Genomic DNA, 20656 nt, shown 5'->3' with positions numbered 1-20656 from the left:
AAATGAGCGTGTAGTAATTATTATCAACTTGAAATGGTGGATTTTTTGGCTGGTCACATAAAAAATGATTTTTTTTCAGGATAAGGAGCTAAACACGAAACAAAGTCTTGTTTCCGTCGAAAACCGCCATTTTTCGTCGTTTCATTACAGTTGCGTTTTTTCGTCTTCAGATGGCGGCGGGAGGCGGCGGCGAATCGCGTTTGCGGCGGGGGGACAGGGGCGCGGATGCGGGCGGGCGGAGGGGCGGTGCGTCTCTTGCAATGTCCACATTTTTCTTATTGTTTTTGGTGTGTTGGCATTGCCTGCGCAAGCCGTGTTTCGGCTCGGAAAAGGGCGTCGCGGAACCCTCGTTTTTTCTATTTACCAGCCCTGAAAGCAGGTATATTGGAGGAGCATTCTCGGGCGTGAGATCGCGGCCCGGGTGGCCTGCAACATCGGGAGGCTTCATGAGCCTTGCGTGCGAGACGCCAGCCGTCTCCTTTTCTTCCTCGTCCGTTCGCGCCGCGACATTGGACGACCTTCCCTTATTCGAGGCCTGCGAGCGCACCGGGTTCAACGAGAACCGGCGAAGTTCGCGGGCCAGCCTGCGCCGCAGCATCACAAGCCCGTCACAGTTGGCCCTGGTCATCGAGGGCAAGGCCAAACGTCGGAAGCCGGTTCCGGCCGGATGCGCCGTGGTCTTTCAGTACAAGCGCTCCCTGCGCATCTATTCACTGGCCATTCTCAGGGAGCACCGTATGCATGGCCTTGGCGAGTCCCTGGTCCGGCATGTCGTGGAGTTTGCCGTCAGCCACGGGTATGAGCGCGTTTCCCTCGAAGCGGACATGAACAACCCCAAACTGGTCAATTGGTACCGCAAGTTCGGCTTCGAGCCGGTGCGCACCCTGTCGGATTACTACGGACCGGGGGAACCCGCCGTGCGCATGGTCCTGTCGCCTTCGGGCAGGCAGGGGGCGCCCGAGAGCGTGGTCATCGTGGTTGAGGAGCCGGGCAGAATGCGGGATTGCTGTCCCGGAGTGCAATTCTGTTCGGCCACGGATTATCTCGTCGACACCAACTACGCGGACTCCAACAGGTTTCACGTTCTGAACCTGTGTTCCTCGTACAAGACGCATTCCATGGGCTATTACGTCTCTCTGCTGGCTTCGGCCCGCAATCATCGTGTGACTCCTTCTGTCATGACAGTGAAGGACGTGACCACGCCTATGGTTGCCCAAAGCCTGCTCGACGAGCTCAAGGACACCATCAATTCCAGGCAGCTCCCGGGCAAAGGGGAACTTCTGGAGCTGACCATCATCCTTGGACGCACCCCGGACCCATGCCGGGCGGAACTGGCCCGCAAGCTCTTTTCCCTGTTCGCCATCCCGTTTTTCACCATCACCATGGAAGGGCGTGAGGACGGCTGGAAGTTCCGCAAGGTCAAGCTCCTGCACCTTCGCCAGGTGGCGAAGCGGCATCCCGCGCTTCTTCGCAGTGCGCTCGACGCGTTCTGTCTGAAGAAGCGGTACAACAGGCCAAAGCTCAAGAACTACCAGTACGACCTTGCCATTCTGGTGGACACGGCGGAGCCTACGCCCCCGTCCAACGCCATTGCTCTGGAGAAATTCCGCAAGGCCGCCGAGCGGGTGGGATTTTTCGTCGAGTTCATCACCAAGGCGGATCACCGGCGCATCTGCGAGTTCGATGCCCTGTTCATCCGGGAGACCACGGCCATGGACAACCACACCTACGCCATGTCCCGGCACGCCTACACCGAGGGACTGGTGGTGGTGGACGACCCCTGGTCCATCATGCTCTGCTCCAACAAGGTCTACCTCCAGGAGCGGCTGGCCCACGCGGGCGTCGCCCAGCCGCGCGGCTGGCATCTGACGCGCAAGGAGTGCAAGCCCGAGTTTCTACGCTCCCTGCCTCTGCCCCTGGTTTTGAAATTGCCCGAGAGTTCTTTTTCCCTGGGCGTGTTCCGGGTGTCCACCATGGAGGAGCTGGAGGCCAAGCTGGCCGAAATGTTCCGGCACACGGATTTGGTCATCGCCCAGGAGTTTCTGGTCTCGGCGTACGACTGGCGCGTGGGACTTTTGGACAACAAGCCTCTCTTCGCCTGCAAGTATTTCATGGCCAACAACCATTGGCAGATCTACAACTGGCAGGAGCCGGGGCAGGGCGAGGATTTCAGCGGCCGGTCCGAGGCCGTGCCCGTGGACAAGGTCCCGCCTCATATCCTCAAGGCGGCGGTCCAGGCTTCTTCCCTCATCGGAAACGGTCTGTACGGCGTCGATCTCAAGGACATGGGCGGCAAGGCCTGCGTCATCGAGGTCAACGACAATCCAAACGTGGACGCGGACATCGAGGATATTATCCTGGGCGACGAGCTTTACGGGCGCATCATGCGTTCCATCTACAACCGCATCGAGGCCGAGCGGCATCAGGTGCGCTACATCTATTAAAGAGGAATACGTGATCCATCCCCATACCAGGGTCCAGTCCGGGGACCCGGCCATCGGCGTCGGTGTGTTTGCCACCATGCCCATCCCCAGGGGAACCGTGGTGGTGGTCCGCGACAGGTTCGATCTTTGTCTCGACCGCAAAGCGTTTTTCGGTATGCCCGCCTCGTTGCGCGCGGCCATGGAAACCTACATGTATCATGACAAGTGCGGCAATCTGGTCCTGAGCTGGGACCACGCCCGCTACATGAACCACAACTGCCATCCGTCCACCATGATGACCGATTACGGTTTGGAGATCGCGGTGCGCGATATCGACGCGGGCGAGGAGCTGACCACCGAGTACGGCCTGCTCAACGTGCAGGAGCCTTATGCGATCTGCTGCGGCTGCGAAGACTGCCGCAAGCGTCTGCGCCTGGACGACATCGACGTGTACTGCGATTGCTGGGACGCGCGCATCCGCGAAAGCCTTGTCCGCATCCCGCGTGTGGACCAGCCCCTGCTTTCCCTTTTGCTGGGGGAGGCGCGGTTGCGGCTGGACGAGTTTCTGTCGGGCAGGGCCGCCTATTCATCGGTGCGCAACCTGAAATGGCGGGCCGAACCCGCGTGCGTTCAAGTCGGCTAGCTGGTCCAGTCCCGTTTTTTTGTTTCGGGCGGGATGTTTCCGGATGGGAGCGCCCCGCCCTTTACATTCCGGGCGAATATGCGAGGATGGGGAGGAACGGGTCCGCTTAGGCGGGCCTTTATTTAGGAAATCAACCTGGAGCAGACCAGTGACCAAGCAGACGTATGATGTGATAGTAATCGGTTCCGGCCCGGCAGGGGGCATCGTTGCCCGCAAGCTCGGCGACGCCGGGCTCGATGTGGCCGTGGTGGAGAAGGACGGTTGGGGTGGGGCGTGCCCGTTGCGTGGGTGCGAGCCCAAGAAGACCCTGGCCGACACGGCCCACGAAATTCTTCGGGTGCGGGAGAAGGCCGCTCACGGCGTGATAGGGAACGTGCGCGTGGATTGGCCTTCGCTCATGAGCTTCAAGCATTCGGTCATCGATCCCATCTCCGGCATGGTCTTCGACTCCTTTCACGGCCGAGGCGTTACCACGGTCCATGGCGAGGCCCGGTTCACCGGACCGGACTCCGTGGAAGTGGAGGGGCTCGGCAGGCTTTCGGCCCGGCACATTGTCGTGGCGACCGGAGCGGCGCCCCGCAAACTCGGCATTCCCGGCGAGGAACTGCTGTTGACCAGCGACCAGTTCCTGGATTTGGAGACGCTGCCCGAATCCATGCTCTTCATCGGCGGCGGGTTTATTTCCTTTGAATTTGCCTGCATCGCCGCAGCGGCCGGGGGCAAGGCGACCATTTTGCACCGCAGCCGCAGGGTGCTCAAGGGCTTCGACGATGTGTTGAGCCGCAAGCTGATAAAGGCCATGCGCGACCAGGGCGTCGCCGTACACGTGGACCATCCCGTCAAGGCCGTTGAGCCGTTCGAGGACGGCGTGCGCGTGATCGTTTCCGGCCCGGACGACGTGGAGATGTCGTTCGTGGCGGCTTCGGCCGTTTCGGGCACTGGCCGTGTGCCCGATTTGGAAGGTCTCGACCTGGACAAGGCGGACGTTGAGACGGTCAGGGGCGGCATCGTTGTGGACGAGTACATGCGCAGCCCCTCCAATCCGCTGGTTTACGCCGCGGGTGATTGCGTGGAGCCCGGCCATCCCCTGACTCCGGTGGCCGCGTTGCAGGCCGAGACCGTGGTCGGCAACATCCTGAAGGAGGGCTCGGTCAAATCGGACCTGTCCGGAACCGCCGGAGCCGTCTTCACCCATCCGACCCTTGCCTGCGCCGGATTGCTGGAGGAACAGGCGCGCGACCAGGGACTGGAGTTCAAGATATACGAGGGCGACGCCGCCAAGTGGTCCGAGCATCAACGGCTGGGCATGGACCACGCCGGCTACCGCGTCCTGGTGGAGCGGGGAACGGGCCGCATCCTCGGGGCGCATTATCTTGGCGCGCACGCCGAAGAGGTGGCCAACATCTTCGGCATGGCCATTCGTCATGGCCTGACCCGCGATGACCTACTGGCCCAGCCGTGGGCCTATCCCTCCTTCGGCTATGCGGTGAGGTACATGCTGGGATGACGCGCGCCGATACGCCGCCTGCAAGGTTCACAGTGAAGGGTGATGTGGTCGCGGACAACGTCACCGGCCTGGTCTGGCCCCGGATAGCCCAGCCCTCCGAGACCGGGCTGTCCTGGCCCGAGGCGTTCGGGTTCATCGAAACCATGAACCGCGAGAACCTGTTCGGGTATTCGGACTGGCGGTTGCCCAACCGGCGCGAGCTGTATTCCCTGGTGGACCACGCCGAGCGCGAACCGGCCCTGCCGTCGGGCCATCCCTTCGAACGGGTCTGGGCGGGCCGGTGCTGGACATCCACCACGTCGGCCAGGGATCACGCCTATGCCTGGTGGGTGCAGTTCAGCGGCGGACGGATGTTCTTCGGGCGCAAGGCGGACGATGCGGTCGTCTGGCCCGTGCGGGGAACGTCGACGTCCTTGTGGGCCACCGGACAGCGCGACTGCCACGACGTGAACGGGACTTCCGTGGACTGTGCCGGGACCGGCCAGGACGGAGCGTTACGCATGGGGCGCGTCTGGCCCGAACCGAGGTTCGGCGAAGACGGCGGCGATATTCAGGATCGGCTGACCGGCCTTGTCTGGCAAAGACGGGCCGATCTGGCCGGGGGAATGGTGGATCGGGATACGGCCGGGCGGGTCGTGGCCGGGTTGGCCGAACGGACCGGACAGCCCTGGCGGCTGCCCGCCATCATGGAACTGGAGTCGCTGACCGATTGTTCGCGGGCCGATCCGGCCCTGCCTGCGGGACATCCCTTCAAGAACGTGCGCGAAGCCTACTGGTCGTCCACGGACAGCGGGTACGATCCGGAGTGGTCATTTTGTTGCTACATGCACAAGGGCGCTGTGGGCGTGGGGTTCAAGGCGCGCGCAGAGTTTCACGTCTGGGCCGTACGCACGGCCTGATTCCCTACTCCCCGCCGGATAGCGTTTCGTCCGTGCACGCGCCGTCCCGACAATGCGCCATCAGATCGCGCAGCCCTTCGCCCGCCGTGGTGAAATCGAACTGGTCGATGAGCCTGGCCAGCTCGCGGGCATAGGCCGGGGCGCAGGTCGTCAACCGTTCCCGTATGGCGCGGAATTGTTTCTGGGCATCGATGTCATGCCGGTCGAGCAGGGTGAGCAGTTCGGCGAGCTCGGGCAGCATGTTCTGGAGTCCGTCGGGCTCGATTCTGTTCATGTCGCCGTTCGACAGCTCCGGCTCTTCCGGGGGCCGAAGCGTCTCCTTGATGCCTCTTGTCACCTGACGCAGTTCGCGGGTCGTCTCTTCCAGGAGAAATGGCCGGTCGTTTCCGCCGAGGTCCAGGGCCTGCTCAAGTTCCGTCAGCAGGGAATGCAGCCGGTCGGCTCCGATGTTGCCTGCCACGCCTTTGAGGTTGTGTGCCACGGCGCGGCACTCCTCGAATCTCTCGGCCTCGTTGTGGTCCAGCAGTTTTCGCAACAGGCCGTCGCTGTCCTGGGCGAAGTCCATGAGCAGCTTTCGGTAGAGCTTGGCGTTACCCCGCAGTCTTGAAATGGCACGATGCATGTTCAGGCCGGGAATCCGCGGCAGGTCATCCGAAGTGTAGGAGGACGGCGGTGCGTAGTCGGCCTGCGGAGGCGATTCGCCTTCTCGTTCCGGCAGCCATTGGGACAGGGTCCGCATCAGCTCGTCCGGGTCGATGGGCTTGGTCACGTGATCGTTCATGCCTGCCTGGAGGCTCTTCTCCCGGTCGCCCACCAGGGCGTGAGCGGTCATGGCGATGATCGGCAGGGATGTTTTGCCTCCCTCGCGAATGGCCTTGACGGCCTGGAACCCGTCCATGACCGGCATCTGGATATCCATGAGCACCGCGTCGTAGTCCTGGGACAGGGCCATTTCCGCAGCCTCCTCGCCGTTGTTGGCGATGGCCACCTTGATGTTCGCGCTTTCTAGAATCTCCCGGGCCACCTGCTGGTTGATTTCGTTGTCCTCGACCAGGAGGATGTGTGTTCCGAGCAGATTGGCGGGCACTCCGGTCTGATCGGGGCGGGGAGGACGCTTGGGCGTGCTCCCGTCATGGTCGCTGAGGACTTCCATGATGGTGTCGAACAGGATCGAGCGGTTGAACGGCTTGAGCATGAATCCGTCTATGCCGGCCGTCTCGGCCCGGTGGCGGATGGATTCCTGGCCGTAGGCCGTGAGCATGATGATCTTGGGCTTGCGTGTTATGGTCGTGTTCAGGCGGATGTGCCGGGACAGTTTGATGCCGTCCATGTCCGGCATGTTCCAGTCCGTGATGACCAGCTTGATGGGGTCGATCTTGTCCCATTTTTCGATCGCGGTCAGGGCGTCGGTTGCGCAGGACGCCTCGTTTACCTTGAAGGTGAACGATTCAAGAATCTTGCACAGGACCATGCGCGACATCTTGCTGTCGTCCACCACCAGAACTCGCAACCCCTTGATTTCCGATGGATATTCGAAGGATTCGCGCGCGTGGTCGGGTTGCAGCTTGAAGGGGATCGTGCAGGCAAATTCGCTGCCCTTGCCCGGCTCGCTGGTCACGACCATATCGCCGTCCATCATTTCCACCAGCCGTTTGCTGATGGACAGCCCGAGGCCGGTCCCGCCGAATTCCCTGGATATGGAGCCGTCGGCCTGGCTGAACGGTTTGAACAGTCCTTCCATATGCTCAGGGCTGATGCCGATGCCCGTGTCCCGGACGCTGAACCGGATGACGGCCTTGTGCCCGTCCTGTTCCAGAAGCTCGGCCTGGAGGATGACTTCGCCCTTGTCCGTGAACTTGATGGCGTTGTTGGTCAGGTTGAGCAGCACCTGCCCGAGCCGAAGGGCGTCGCCCCTGAGCCGGTTGGGCACCGTGCTGCGGACCATGAGCAGAAATTCGATGCCCTTTTGTTCCGCCGACAAACCGAGCATATTGATGATGTTGTTGAACACGTCGTCCAGAAGAAAGTCCGTCTCCTCAACGGTCAGTCTGCCCGCCTCTATCTTGGAGAAGTCCAGGATATCGTTGATGATTCCGAGCAGGGTGTTGGCCGACAAGGATATTTTGGACAGGTAGTCCGACTGCTTTGCCGTCAGGTCTGTCCGCAGGGCGAGATGGGTCAGGCCGATGACGGCGTTCATGGGCGTGCGGATTTCATGGCTCATGCGGGCGAGAAAGTCGCTTTTGGCCCGGTTCGCTTCTTCCGCCGCGAGCCTGGCGGCCTCAAGTTCTTTGGCATTGCGTTCGCGGGCCGCGATGAAACGTGCCCGGGTCAGGCCGATGAAAACGGACATTAGCAGAATGACGCAGAAGATGACCGTGTAGTGGCGAAGAACTGGCTTGACGCTGCTCCGGATTACGTCGGCCGAAGTGAGGCAGACGACTTTCCATTGGTGGGAGCGGGTCACCCTGACCTCGGAGTCGGTCTTGGGGACGACACTGATGGTGCTCACCGTGAAGATGCCTTCCGGGGAGGTGAACTGGCCGTTGGTCAAGGCTTTTATTTTGGCCCAGGTCCGGGGGTGTTCCGCGCTGAAACAGATGTCCTTCCGCTTGTCGTACATGAAGGCCCAGTTCTTTTCCGGCTGCGGCGAGGCCAGCCAGTAACCGTCTTCGTTGAGGAGGATGGTCGTGCTGTCCAGGGGGTCCTTGCCGTTGTCGAGGCGATCTATGATCCGTTGGCCGAGGTAGTTGAGGATGGCGATGCCGATGCGGCATCCGGTGTCGTCGTAGACAGGGGTGGATACCCGTATCATGGGTTTAAGCGGCAGTTCGATTTTCCCGTTTTCGATGTTCAGATCGAATCGGGATACGTATATCTCACCGTTTTTAAGGGGCAGCGATTCAAGAAAATAATAACGTTTCGATTTGTTTTGAAGCTCGCTTGGAGGAACCGGCGCGGGGTTCCCGTTGTTGTAGTTGACCCGGATCAGCTCCATGCCGTCGTTGTCCAGAAGCCGTAATTGATCGTAGGCCTTGCTAATGGAACTCAGGGTCAGAAGTTCGGTTTCGAGGTCGTGGCGCGTGTTGTTGTCCCGGAATTGCAGGAAACGCTTGGTCTCCACGTGATTGGCCACAAGGTAGAGGTCTATGAACAGGGCCTTGAGGTCCAGGTTGATGCTCTGGGCGACCATTTTGTTGTGGATGGATTCGTTCAGCTTGAGGGATTTTTCGATGGAGTTCGCTTCCTGTCTGTACAGGAAATAAAGACCTGTCCCGGACAGCAAGGTCAGGAAGAGGACAGTCCCCACAAAACTGCGAAGGGCCAGCGAGGTGTCGGAGAAGTGCTTCAGCATGGGGCTCGTTTCCGCGTTGAGTCCTATTGTTTCTGTTTGGAATTACAATATCAGAGATTCTACCCGTCGCGTATTATAATCGCAGCTTTTTCTTGTTTGCCGCAACAGATTTGCATTGTTGACGTTATATAAGGATTCATGTCGTATTTGGTTCAATTATAATTGCCTGTGCATGTTCAAATCGTGAAGATCGCAGACAGGTTGCTGTGGGTAAAATATCGGAGGATATATGCCGGACAGGGGCAAACAAACCGTGCTGGTGGTGGATGACGTACCAGCGAATCTCGATCTGCTCGTGGAGACCCTCAAGGACGAGTATCGGGTCCTGGCCGCGCTCAACGGGCGGGAGGCGTTGAATCTTGTCCGTACGAGCCCGCCGGATATCATTCTTTTGGACGTCATGATGCCCCACATGGACGGCTACACCGTCTGTCGGACGCTGAAGGCGGACCTGCGTTCCCAAAATATCCCGGTCATTTTCGTCACGGCCCGGGATCAGGAGTCGGATCAGACCATGGGGTTCGAGGTTGGCGGCGTGGATTACATTACCAAGCCGGTCAGCCCGGCCGTGGTCCTGGCCCGCGTGCGCACTCATCTCGCCCTGCACAATCAAAGCCTGGATCTGGAGCGCAAGGTAGCCGAGCGTTCCCGCGATCTCTACGAGACCAGGCTGCAGATCATCCGCAGGCTCTGCGTTGCCGCCGAATACAAGGACAGCGAGACAGGCCTGCATATCATCCGCATGAGCGGCTATTGCCGGGTCCTGGCCCTGGCTGCCGGGCTGGACCGGGAGGCCGCTGACCTCCTCTACAGCGCCGCGCCCATGCATGACGTGGGCAAGATCGGCATCCCCGACCACATCCTCACAAAGCCCGAGCGTCTCAATCCCGAAGAGTGGGAAATCATGAAGACCCATACGACCATCGGGGCAAAGATTCTCGGCGAGCACGACAACCGGCTCATGGTCACGGCCCGGCGAATCGCCCTGACGCATCACGAGCGATGGGACGGATCGGGGTATCCAGCCGGGCTGTCAGGAGAGGATATTCCCCTGGAAGGACGCATCGTGGCCCTGGCCGATGTGTTCGACGCGCTGACCTCGATACGGCCATACAAGGCCGCCTGGCCCGTGGACAAGGCGTGGAGCTATATCGGCGAGCAACGGGGCAGGCATTTCGATCCGCGTCTCACGGATCATTTCCTCGACAATCTGGACGCCATTCTCAAGATCAGGGAGAACGTGGGCGACGACGTGCCCGACGAATAGTCGGTCGCGCGGGTCAGGCGTATCGTTTCCGGATTATCTTGAAGAGCGACGGCTTGCGGTCGTATTGATGAATCAGGTGGGCGGCCTGCCCGGAGTCGTTCAGGACTTCCCCCAGTTCGTTCACGGCCGGTTCTCCCCTGGTCTGGGCCAGGGTCAGGATCGGTCCCGCATTATCGAACAGGGTCAGACGGTCGAGGGCGTCCGTGTGGATCAGATGGTTGTGCACCCCCTGATCGTATCCGGCCATGTATTCGCCCGTTGACGGGGGCAGCAGCAGTTCGGTCATTCGCTTCAGGTAGGCGAGCATGGACGCATGGTCCGCCACGGTGGTCCCGGAACAGGACACGGGCCGGTCCGCGATGGCGTCGAGGGCCTCTTCGCCCAGGTGCCCGCGCACCCAACGGGCGTTGAAGGGGCACGAGCCCACCGTGGCCGAGCGGTCCTCAAGGGTGCAGCAGATGCCTTCCGGCCAGGTGTAATCGAATGGGTCGCGCTGGAAGATTACGTCACGCACGTCGGCGATGAGGATGCGGTCGTATCGGTGGGCGCACGACGTCAGGTAATCCAGATACAGAAAGTAACGCAGTCCGTTGCAGGGCACCGCCTCCAGGCCGGGCCGCCGCTCCATGGGCCTAAGTTCGGCACCGTGGGCTCGGATGCGGTCCAGGTCCCGGGTTGTTTCCGACACGAAGAAAACGAGATCGCCCGAATACGCCGCCCTGTTCAGGGAGGCGAGAAACGGGCGAACGTCGCCGTAGTGATAGCCTGCTGCCAGGCCGAGAATCAGGTTTTCGCGGTTCACGGCCTAGTTGCCGGAAGGCTTGCGCTTTCTTCTGCGCCTGCGCCGCTTGGGTCTGGCCTTGGGAGCGCCGTCCTCACCGTCAGCCGGAGCGCTTTCCCGCGCTTCGACGGGCTTGGAAGGCTTGGCGGGCTTGGGAGGCTCGGCGGATTCAGCGGGGTCGGCCGGGCGCTTGCCTTCGGGCTTGGCCGGGCGTTTGCTCTCGGGCTTGGCCGGGCGTTTGCCCTTGGCCTTGGGCGGACGGGACTGTTCCTTGGCCGCCGGGAATTCGTCGGAATCCTCGTCCCGGGCGGGTTTGGCCTGGCGTTGTTCCCTGGGCGCGCTCTCGGGGTTGCGTTTGCGCCCGCCGCGATTGCGGGCGGGCCGTTCGCGCTGCGGTTCGGGGGCGGTGTCGGGCTCGGCGGGCTTGCCGTGCAGTGTGGGCTGGTACAACTCGTCCAGGAGCATGGCCAGCAGGGAAAGGGAGTCCTCATGCTCAGCGTAATTCTTGGCGATGGGCAGGAAGCGGGAGACCCGCTCCTGTTGGAGGTTGGTCAGCTTGCGGAATCTTTTTTCAAGGATGGCGGTCAGCCGTTCCCCGATGATGGCGGTCACATCGTCATCGGTAGGGTCCTTGATCTCTTCAAAGTGAATCTTGAACCGGGAGGCGATGCGCTCCAGTTCGATCCGCTGAATGACGTCCACCAGGGTGATGGCCGTGCCCGTGGCCCCGGCGCGGCCGGTGCGGCCCGCGCGGTGCACGTAGGACTCGGGGTCCTCGGGCGGCTCCATCATGAACACGTGGGACAGCTCCGGGATGTCGATGCCTCGCGCGGCAACGTCAGTGGCCACCAGGAAGCGGAGCTTGCCTTCCTTGATGCGGGTCATGAGCCGCTCGCGCTTGTTCTGGGTCAGGTCCGATGTCAGCCCTTCCGCGTCGAACCCGAACTGGGCCAGCAGGGCGGCGATGAACTCCACGTTCCGCTTGGTGTTGGAGAAAATGATGGCCGAGGAGGGATTTTCCAGTTCGATGAGCTTGATGAGCTTGCGCTCCTTGCCCATGGCCGGAACCTCCACAAACTGGTGGGAGATGGCGGAGACGTTGGTTTCGTCTGATGAAAGGCTCAGAAATTCCGGCTTGTACATGAACTCTTCGGCCAGGCGCAACACGCTGGGCGGGAAGGTGGCCGAGAACATGAAGGCCCCGTCGATGTTGCGGGGCAGATACCGTTTCACCTCGACCATGTCCGGGTAGAAGCCCACGGAGAGCATCCGGTCCGCTTCGTCGAAGATGAGCACGCGCAGGTCGTCGAGGGTCAGGTTGCGGCGCATGAGGTGGTCAAGAATGCGGCCGGGGGTTCCGACAACCAGGTTCGCACCTTCGCGGAAGGCGTCGAGCTGTTCCTTGTAGCCCACGCCGCCGTACACGGCCACCACCTTGAGCTCGTCGCCGGCCAGCATCCGCGCCTCCTGGGCGACCTGTTTGGCGAGTTCGCGGGTGGGAACCATGACCAGAGCCTGGCAGGTGTGCCGTGTCGGGTCGAGCTTTTCCATGAGCGGCAGGACGAATGCGCCGGTTTTGCCGGAGCCGGTCCGGGCCTGGACCATGACGTCCTGATTGTCGAGGAGGAAGGGTATGGCGCGTTCCTGGACCGGCATGAGCTTGTCCCATCCGGCGCGGTCGCAGGCCCGCCGAAGCGTATCGGGCAGGGTTTCGAATGTTATCGGCGCAGGGCCGTTTTCCGGGGTGTCGGTCCCGTTTTCGGGATGCAGATTGTCGTTTTCCATTTTTACCTACTGTGTGATGTGGATTCCGGCCATGGATTATATTCAGAGAGGACCGGAACAAGAAATTCGTTCGTTGCGGGCAACACTATACCGTATTTGCCCGGTTGTACAATGCGGGGCCTCGGGGGTGCCGGGTCAGTGGACGAATTGTTCGTTGAATATTCGCTCTTCCAGGGAGTGATCGGGGTCGAACAGGACCGTGGCGGGGCGGGAGTGGTCTTCGACCACGCGCACCCGTGCCACATCGCGTACCTCGAACGAGTCGGCGGCCGCTCCCACGGGCCTGCGTCCGGGGTCGAGGATGTCGAACACCACTTCGGCAGAGTGGGGCAGGAGCGCGCCGTTCCATCGCCGGGGGCGGAACGGGCTGACCGGGGTTAGGGCCAGGACGTTGGACCCGAGCGGGATGATCGGACCGTGGGCCGACAGGTTGTAGGCTGTCGATCCGGCAGGGGTGGCCACCATGATGCCGTCGCAGACGAGTTTGTCCAGCCGTTCGCGTCCGTTGATGCACACCCGGATGTTGGCCGACTGCTGCGAATAGCGGTGCAGGGCCACCTCGTTGAAGGCCAGGGCCGAGCAGGTCTGCCCCTCGGCGGTGGTCGCGGTCATGACCAGGGGGTTGAGAATGAGCCCCTGGGTCCGGTTGAGCCGTTCCAGGAGCCCGTCCGGCTCGAAACGGTTCATCAGGAAGCCGATGGTGCCCCGGTTCATGCCATAGATGGGGATGCCCGTGTCCATGTAGTCGTGCATGGTCTGGAGCATGAAGCCGTCGCCGCCCAACGCCACCAGGGCGTCGGCTTCGTCGGCCGGGACCAGGTCGTGGCATTCGGCAAGTTGCCTGAGGCCTTCTTGCGCCCTGGGCGAGTTCGAGGCCACGCAGGCGATTTTTTTGATTCTTTTCGGAGTGTTCATTAAGGGGAGAGGCTCCCGACAAGCGGAAAGGAGACGGGGCCCCCGATGGGGCCCCGATGGTTGCTTACAGTCTGGAATCCAGGGGAATGTAGGTCCGGGGCTCGCGACCCGTGTAAATCTGGCGCGGGCGGTGAATCTTGGTGGTGCCGTCCGCGTAGGCCTCGTACCAATGGGCGATCCAGCCGGGCATGCGGCCGATGGCGAACATCACCGTGAACATGTTCACCGGGATGTTCAGGGTGCGCAGGATGATGCCGGAGTAGAAGTCCACATTGGGGTACAGTTTGCGCTCGATGAAGTAGTCGTCGCTCATGGCAGCTTCGGCCAGCTCCAGGGCGATGTCCAGCAGCGGATCGTCGTGGCCCGTGGATTCGAGCATGTCGTGGGCGGCCTTGCGCAGTATCTTGGCGCGGGGGTCGAAGGATTTGTAAATGCGGTGGCCGAAGCCCATGAGCTTGCATTCCTTCCTTTTGACCTTTTCGATGTACTCGGGGATGGACGTCCCGCCCTCGTGAATCTCTTCGAGCATCTGGATGACGCCCGCGTTGGCCCCGCCGTGGAGGCGTCCCCACAGGGCGCAGATTCCGGCCGAGACCGAGGCGAACAGGTTGGCCTCGGTGGACTGGACCATACGCACGGTGGAGCAGGAGCAGTTCTGCTCGTGGTCGGCATGGAGCAGGAAGAAGAGGGTCAGGGCTCTCACCTCGGCGTCCGTGGGCTCGAACTGGCGGTGCGGGATGGAGTGCATCATGTGCAGGAAGTTTCGGCAGTAGGAGAGCTTCGGGTCGGGGTACATGAACGGCAGCCCCTGCGCCTTGCGGTATGACCAGGCCGCGATGGTCCGCACCTTGGAAATGATTTTCGCCGCGGCCCGCAGGAAGTCCTCCTTGGAGGATATCTCCAGCAGATCGGGATGGTAGCAGCCCTGGGCGTTGATGACGGCGGACAGGATGGCCATGGGGTGTCCGGTGGACGGGAATCCTTCGAAGTGGTGCCTCAAGCCTTCGTGCAGCAGTTCCTGTTCGCTCAGGAGGTCGCGGAATTTCTGGCGCTGGGCCCTGGTGGGCAGCTCGCCGAAGATGAGCAGGTAGGCGGTTTCGATGAACGTTCCGTGTGCGGCCAGGTCCTCGATGGGGTAGCCCCGGTAGCGCAGGATGCCGTTTTCGCCGTCCACGAAGGTCACGTTGCTCTTGCACGAGCCGGTGTTGGCGTAACCCGGATCAAAGGTGATGTATCCGGTCTCGCTTCGCAGGGAAGTGATGTCGATGGCGTGTTCGTTCTCGGTGCCGACGATGACGGGCAGCTCGAAGGTCTGGTCGTCGATGATGAGTTTGGCGGTTTTGCCGCAGGCGCATTTGTCGTCTTTGAGCATCTCGTTACCTCTGGAAAATACGTCAAGCCTCCCGACCGTTGTCGGGTTATGAAATAATATTCGGTCGTTTGGCCTGGTTCCGGTCGGCCTTTGGAGGTCAGGCCGTACCATGCGGTGGAAGCTTCCGATCAAGGGTGGATTTACAATCCAGACCGACTATCTATAATAAAGCAGTTGCAGTGTCAAACGTTGAATTGGCAACAATGTCATTAATTCAATTGATTACGGTGTGTTGGTGTCGAAAATTAGTCTGTCTCCGGGGGCTGTGCAAGACCGTTTTGCACGGTTTCACCCCGCAAGCCCATCCCGGGGTTGACTTTCCGGCTTATACCCCTATAGGGTATATGGCGTCGACACCGGAAAGGATGTCCGGTCCGCAAACATCATCAAGACGAGGTTGCAAACCGACATGTCAGAGAAAAAACATGGGCCGGGAACCATAAGCCGTCGCGGGTTCCTCAAGACCCTGGGCGTGGGAGGAGCCGGAGCCCTTATCCCGGCCGCCCCGGTCCTGGCTGCGCAGGAGCGTGTGCCGTCGCCTTCGGACGGCGAACTGGCCACCCTGCTGGATCTGTCCAAATGTATCGGCTGCGGCGCTTGCGTTGAGGCGTGCCGCGAATCCAACGCATCCAAATTCCCGGAGCCGGTAAAGCCGTTCCCGGAGATGCTTCCGTCCCGCCGGGCCAAGCCCGAGGACTGGTCGGACCTGCGCGATGTGGACGACCGTCTGACCCCCTACAATTGGCTTTTTCTGCAAAACGCCGTGGTGGAATACGAGGGAGAGTCCTACGACATCAACATACCTCGGCGGTGTATGCACTGCCAGAATCCCCCCTGCGCCAACCTGTGCCCCTTCGGCGCGGCCAACAAGCAGGTCAACGGCCTGACCCGCATCAGCCCGGACCTGTGCATGGGCGGAGCGAAATGCCGCGCCGTGTGCCCGTGGAACATTCCCCAACGTCAGTCCGGCGTGGGATTGTACCGTCACCTCATGCCGCGTCTGGCGGGCAACGGCGTCATGTACAAATGCGACCGCTGTTATCAGCTCCTGGACAAGGGCGCGCTGCCCGCGTGCATCGAGGTCTGTCCGGAGGACGTTCAGATCATCGGCCCGCGCGACGAGATCGTGGCCAAGGCCAAGGCGATGGCCAAGGAAAAGGGTTGGTTCATCTACGGGCTTGAGGAGAACGGCGGAACCAATACATTGTATTTGTCCCCGGTGCCGTTTGAACTCATCGACCAGGCCATAGACAAGGACTCCGGCCGGGGAACCGGCAAGGGGGCGAAGGCCAAGGGACCCGGCAAGGGCGTGAAGAACGCGCTCGGCCCCGGCAAACCGCATATGGGGCCGGTCGAGGACGTCATGGCCGACGAGACAAAATTGGCCACGGCCGCGCTCGTCGCCCCGGTTGCGGGCATCGCCGCCGGAGTGCTCGGCCTGGGGGCCAAGCTCCTGAACAACGACGGGGAGGACGGCCATGAAGACTAGACCCTATTCCGGCTGGATCACCCGGCTGTTCATTCTGACCGTGGCCTCCCTGACCTTTACCGGGTTCATGCAGATGCCGCTGGCCAAGCGATACGCCCTGACCACCATTCCGGGCATGGCCTGGACCGGCGACTTCTTCCTGGTCCACAAGATTCATTACGTCCTCGGGGCCGTGCTCCTTTTCCTCGCGGCTCTGGTCGCGGTCAATTGGCTCAGGAGCTGGAAGAACAAGCTCGCCCTGACCGGCCTGGGGCTGGCCCGCGTCATCGTGGTCGGCGGCCTGATTCTTTCTGGCGCGCTGCGCGTCTATCGCAACCTTCCCGGCGTGACCCTGGACCCGCTCTACATCGTGACCATCGAGTGGGTGCACCTCTCTCTGGTCATGGTCCTGGGCGTTCTGGCGATCGCCGCCCTGGTCCGCAGAACATCGGCCTACGCCGTGCGAAAATAGTTCCATACACACTCCATTCCCATAGCGGAAAAGGGGGCCTTCGGGTCCCCTTTTCTCGTGCCGTCGTTTTCGGCGACGGCGCAAAGGAAAGGCCCTGACACGATTTTGTGCCGGGGCCTTGTGTTGTTGTGAGGGGCTTCTCTTTTGCGCGGTCTTCTGTACGGAGCGGAAGCTTCCGTGAGAAGGGGAGTGAACGCGCCGTTGCCGCGAGCCGCCTTATTTCAGGATCATGTCGTCCACGGATTGCCGCCATGCCTTGGGATGCAACTGGAGGTCGGGGGTGCGGTGCCCCACGGCGATGAGCATGGGAATCCAGTAGTTGTCCGGGATGTCGAATTCCTTGCGCACGGCCTCGCGGTCGAAGCCGTCCATGGGGTGGGTGTCCAGCCCGTGGGCGCAGGCGGCGAACATGAAGGACATGGCGAACAGGCCCGCGTTCTTGGCGGCAAAGGCCAAGGAAGCGTCCGGGGTGTCGCCGTACAGGGCCTTGGCGGTGTTGATTAACCAGTCGCGCTGTTCCGGTTTGAGGTTGTGCTCGAAGTGGCCTTCCAAGGTGGGGTTGCCTGCCTGCCAGCCCGCGCGGTCGCCCAGAACGATGAGCACCACCGGGGCCTCGGTCACCTTGGGCTGATCGAAGGCCAGGGCCCGCAACGCCGCCTTGCGCGTCGGATCGCGGACGATTTTAATCTTCCACGGCTGGAGGTTGAAGCTGGACGGGGCCTGTCCGGCCTCGGCCAGGACGGTGCGCAGCAGGTCCTCGGGTACGTCCCGGGTGGGGTCGAAAAAGTTGATGGCCCTGCGTCGTTCAAGGATCTCGTTGAATTCCATATGGATATCCTCCGGGTTCAATGTCGTGGAGCGGTTGCCTTTCTTCAATATAACCACTGTCGGGAAAAAGAAAAGGCCGCCAGAAGAAGGCGGCCTTTGATTCGTCGGGGAAAGGGGGGCGGCTAGGGCATCATCGGAGCCATGGGCACCCCTTCGTCAATGTCCAGTCCGCAGATCAGGTTGGCGTTCATCAACGCCTGGCCGGACGCTCCTCGACAAAGGTTGTCGATGGCCGACAGGATAATCAGTCTGCCGGTGCGGGGATCGACCACCAGGCCGATGTCGCAGAAGACCGTGCCGCGCACGAATCGGGTCTCGGGCAACTGGCCCTCGGGCAGCACGCGGACCAGCGGCTTGTCCGAATAGAAGTCGGTATAGACTTGGCGCACCTCCTCCAGGGAGGTCTCGCCCTTGAGCCGGGTGTAGATGGTGGACAGGATGCCCCGGTCGATGGGCAGCAGGTGGGTGTTGAAGGAAACCGTGAGGTCGGTTCCGGCCAGCTTGGAAATTTCCTGCTCGATCTCGGGAGTGTGCCGGTGGGAGGGCAGGCCGTAGGCCTTGAACGAGTCGGCCACCTCGCAGAAGAGGTTGGGCACCTTGGCCCCGCGTCCCGCGCCCGAAGCGCCGGACTTGGCGTCGATGACGATGTCGCCGGTCTCGATGAGCCCTGCGGACAGGGCCGGGGCCAGGCCGAGGATGGAAGAGGTCGGGTAGCAGCCGGGGTTGGCGATGAGCCGCGCGCCCATGATCTTGTCGAGGTACAGCTCGGGCAGGCCGTAAACCGCTTCTCCGAGCAGGTCGGCGCGGGTATGTTCCACCTTGTACCACGCCTCGTAGGTGTCCTTGTCGTCGATGCGGAAATCGGCGGAGAGGTCAACCACCTTCACACCCGCTTCGAGCAGCTCGGCGGCGATCTCCATGGCGGTCTTGTGGGGAACGGCCAGGAAGACCACGTCGCATTCCTCGGCCAGATCGGCCGCGTCGGGCTGGGTGATGACCAGTTCGCCCAGCGGCAGCCGGTTGAGGAAGGGATAGATATCGGCGAGCTTCTTGCCCGCTTCGGACCGGGAGGTGGCCCTGACCAGCTCCATGGAGGAGTGGTGTATCATGAGCCGGGCCAATTCCATGCCGGTGTAGCCGGTGACGCCCACCAGCCCGGCCTTGATGATCTGAGACATTGTCGTTCCCGTTATCTTGTCTTGTTAACGTAAGCCATCCGCAGATTGTACACGATGTCGCACAGCAGTTTCTTTTCTTCGTCGTCCAAGCCGTTGTCGAATTTTTCCTTGAGCATTCCGAGCACGTCGATGGTGTGCTTGGCCAGCTCCTTATTGAACTCGACCTTGCCGGTGCCCGGGTCGGCCGCTTCGCCCAGGGCGACCACGGCCGAGGACGACAGGGAATACAGGAAGGTTGTGAAATTGATGCCCAAGGGGATGCCCTTCATGGGATTTTCTCTACAGGTGTTCTCGGCCATGTTCCTCTCCATGCTGATTGGATGCGGTTGTCACTGACCGATAAGTACGGTCTGGGCAGCCGGTAGTCAATACGCGGGCCGACGGATTGGGGATTCGGTTGTGGCGCAACTATGTGCATTATGTGGAATAAGTAATGTACATGGCATATAAATATCGATAGGGTATGGGCAACTGCGTTTGATGGTGGGAGCTTTTTTATTACAACACAACGTAAGGTTTTTGCGATGGATAACTCTGTGTTGCGTTCCATGACGATCGGTTGCGTTCTTTCCTTTCTTTTCCTTTTTATCGCCGGGTGCACCGGCGAAGACAAAAAAGCCCCGGAGCCGGCGGCCCAGGAGCCGACGCCCATGAAGGTGGTCAAGGCCGAGGTCCGCGATGTGCCCACTTGGGGCGAGTGGGTCGGCCAGATCAGCGCGCATGAAACCGTGGATGTCCGGGCCCGTGTGGCCGGGTTTCTTATCGAGCGGAAATTCGATGAGGGCCGGGCCGTGAAGAAGGGCGACCTGCTCTTCGTCATCGATCCCAAGCCGTTCAAGGAGGAGCTGAAACAGGCCCAGTCCGGTCTGGAATACAACCAGGCCCTGTACGACAAGGCCTCCAAGGATTTGAAGCGGTTCAAGAAGCTTTTCAACGAGGGCGTGGTCAGCCGCGACGAGTTCGAGAGCTATCAGACCCAGGCGGCCACCTATCAGGCCCAGTTGGCCGACAACAAGGCCAAGGTGGAGAACGCCCGGATTCAGCTCGGCTATACCAAGATATATTCCCCCATCAACGGCGTTATCGGCCGTGTGCAGGTGGATGTGGGCAACCTGGTGGGGCAGGGTGAGAACACCCTGCTGGCGACCATTTCCACCACGGACCCGGTTTACGTCAGTTTCAGCGTCAGCGAGAGCGATTACATTCGCGCCATGCGCGACAAGAAGGCGCGGGGGGCCGGAGAGATGCCCATTCGCATGATTCTGGCCGATGGGGGCGAGTACAACCAGCCCGGCAGATTCGACATGGTCGATCCGACCATTGATCCAAAGACCGGCACCCTGGGCATTCGTGTGCTTTTCCCCAATCCCGACAACATGCTCAAGCCGGGCCAGTACGCCAAGGTCCGCGTTCGGGTTTCCAACCATAGCGACGCGGTGGTCGTCCCGGTCCAGGCGATCATGGACGTTCAGGGCATGAAGTCCGTGTTCCTGGTGGACCCGGACGGGACGATCCGGAACCAGCCGGTCAAGCTCGGTTCCGAGTCCATGAATCTGGCCGTGGTCGCAGAGGGCGTCAAGGCCGGGGAGATGCTTCTTTCCGAAGGCATCAACCGGGTCAAGCCGGGCATGAAGATCAAGCCGGTCGTGGTGCCCATGGTGTCCGACGGCACACAGCCCGCCCCCTCCGGGGACGCGGGCGTCGAGGAGGCGCCGGTTCCCTCCGATGGCGGCAAGGCGGCCGGCGCCGGAGCGGAGTAGCCC

General features: G+C 61.4%; 16 protein-coding genes. 8 read left to right on the top strand and 8 right to left on the bottom strand.

The window, feature by feature from the left end; genetic code table 11:
- Positions 1-446 precede the first annotated feature (446 nt).
- The 4 genes from LF599_RS12910 (at position 447) to LF599_RS12895 (ending at position 5472) form a co-directional block, all read left to right on the top strand.
- Positions 447-2444 carry a GNAT family N-acetyltransferase gene (locus tag LF599_RS12910; protein ID WP_279521069.1) on the top strand — a complete coding sequence of 666 codons (1998 nt, stop codon included), beginning with the start codon at positions 447-449 and terminating at the stop codon, positions 2442-2444.
- A 10-nt stretch (positions 2445-2454) separates the two neighbouring features.
- The gene (locus tag LF599_RS12905) at positions 2455-3066 is read left to right on the top strand and encodes an SET domain-containing protein (protein WP_279521068.1); all 612 of its coding nucleotides are present in this window, start codon (positions 2455-2457) and stop codon (positions 3064-3066) included.
- Positions 3067-3214: 148 nt separating this feature from the next.
- The gene (locus tag LF599_RS12900) at positions 3215-4573 is read left to right on the top strand and encodes a dihydrolipoyl dehydrogenase family protein (protein ID WP_279521067.1); all 1359 of its coding nucleotides are present in this window, start codon (positions 3215-3217) and stop codon (positions 4571-4573) included.
- Positions 4570-5472 (top strand): Lcl C-terminal domain-containing protein, encoded by a 903-nt coding sequence (locus LF599_RS12895; protein ID WP_279521066.1) that lies wholly within the window; start codon positions 4570-4572, stop codon positions 5470-5472. The genes LF599_RS12900 and LF599_RS12895 overlap by 4 nt, the downstream gene beginning before the upstream one ends.
- Positions 5473-5476: 4 nt before the next feature.
- Here LF599_RS12895 and LF599_RS12890 read toward each other — a convergent pair whose 3' ends face one another.
- The gene (locus LF599_RS12890; protein WP_279521065.1) at positions 5477-8827 is read right to left on the bottom strand and encodes a response regulator; all 3351 of its coding nucleotides are present in this window, start codon (positions 8825-8827) and stop codon (positions 5477-5479) included.
- 229 nt (positions 8828-9056) lie between these two features.
- Here LF599_RS12890 and LF599_RS12885 point away from each other — a divergent pair, with 229 nt between their 5' ends.
- Positions 9057-10094, top strand: coding sequence for an HD-GYP domain-containing protein (locus LF599_RS12885; RefSeq protein WP_279521064.1), 1038 nt, complete (start codon positions 9057-9059; stop codon positions 10092-10094).
- Between the two features lie 13 nt (positions 10095-10107).
- On the opposite strand, the gene LF599_RS12880 is transcribed toward LF599_RS12885, so the two are convergent.
- The 4 genes from LF599_RS12880 to LF599_RS12865 all read right to left on the bottom strand — a co-directional run bounded on the left by LF599_RS12880 (position 10108) and on the right by LF599_RS12865 (position 14947).
- Positions 10108-10896, bottom strand: a complete 789-nt coding sequence (locus LF599_RS12880; RefSeq protein WP_279521063.1) for a hypothetical protein — start codon at positions 10894-10896, stop codon at positions 10108-10110.
- Between the two features lie 3 nt (positions 10897-10899).
- A complete protein-coding gene (locus tag LF599_RS12875) occupies positions 10900-12660 on the bottom strand; it encodes a DEAD/DEAH box helicase (RefSeq protein ID WP_279521062.1) in 1761 nt (586 codons plus the stop codon).
- A gap of 135 nt (positions 12661-12795) precedes the next feature.
- Positions 12796-13575: an NAD kinase gene (locus LF599_RS12870; RefSeq protein ID WP_279521061.1), complete on the bottom strand. Its 780-nt coding sequence runs from the start codon at positions 13573-13575 to the stop codon at positions 12796-12798.
- 64 nt (positions 13576-13639) lie between these two features.
- A complete protein-coding gene (locus LF599_RS12865) occupies positions 13640-14947 on the bottom strand; it encodes a citrate synthase (protein WP_279521060.1) in 1308 nt (435 codons plus the stop codon).
- Between the two features lie 409 nt (positions 14948-15356).
- Between LF599_RS12865 and LF599_RS12860 the strand changes: the two genes are divergently transcribed.
- Together LF599_RS12860 and LF599_RS12855 are read left to right on the top strand one after the other, a co-directional pair.
- Complete coding sequence (locus tag LF599_RS12860; RefSeq protein ID WP_279521059.1) at positions 15357-16436, top strand: 4Fe-4S dicluster domain-containing protein; 1080 nt, start codon at positions 15357-15359, stop codon at positions 16434-16436.
- Positions 16426-16887 carry a 4Fe-4S ferredoxin gene (locus LF599_RS12855; RefSeq protein WP_279521058.1) on the top strand — a complete coding sequence of 154 codons (462 nt, stop codon included), beginning with the start codon at positions 16426-16428 and terminating at the stop codon, positions 16885-16887. The genes LF599_RS12860 and LF599_RS12855 overlap by 11 nt, the downstream gene beginning before the upstream one ends.
- Positions 16888-17103: 216 nt before the next feature.
- Here LF599_RS12855 and LF599_RS12850 read toward each other — a convergent pair whose 3' ends face one another.
- The 3 genes from LF599_RS12850 to LF599_RS12840 form a co-directional block, all read right to left on the bottom strand.
- Entirely contained in the window at positions 17104-17715 is a 612-nt protein-coding gene (locus LF599_RS12850) for a nitroreductase family protein (protein WP_279521057.1), read from the bottom strand.
- A gap of 122 nt (positions 17716-17837) precedes the next feature.
- Complete coding sequence (argC, locus tag LF599_RS12845; RefSeq protein ID WP_269942123.1) at positions 17838-18893, bottom strand: N-acetyl-gamma-glutamyl-phosphate reductase; 1056 nt, start codon at positions 18891-18893, stop codon at positions 17838-17840.
- A gap of 11 nt (positions 18894-18904) precedes the next feature.
- Complete coding sequence (locus tag LF599_RS12840; protein WP_269942124.1) at positions 18905-19192, bottom strand: DUF1844 domain-containing protein; 288 nt, start codon at positions 19190-19192, stop codon at positions 18905-18907.
- A 351-nt stretch (positions 19193-19543) separates the two neighbouring features.
- Between LF599_RS12840 and LF599_RS12835 the strand changes: the two genes are divergently transcribed.
- On the top strand, positions 19544-20653 hold the full coding sequence (locus tag LF599_RS12835; protein WP_279521056.1) for an efflux RND transporter periplasmic adaptor subunit: 1110 nt from the start codon (positions 19544-19546) through the stop codon (positions 20651-20653).
- Positions 20654-20656: the final 3 nt, after the last annotated feature.

Source organism: Pseudodesulfovibrio thermohalotolerans (genome assembly GCF_021353295.2).
Lineage (GTDB): Bacteria > Desulfobacterota > Desulfovibrionia > Desulfovibrionales > Desulfovibrionaceae > Pseudodesulfovibrio > Pseudodesulfovibrio thermohalotolerans.
The sequence above is the reverse complement of the archived record's forward strand: the minus strand, read 5'-3'. Positions and strand labels throughout refer to the sequence as shown.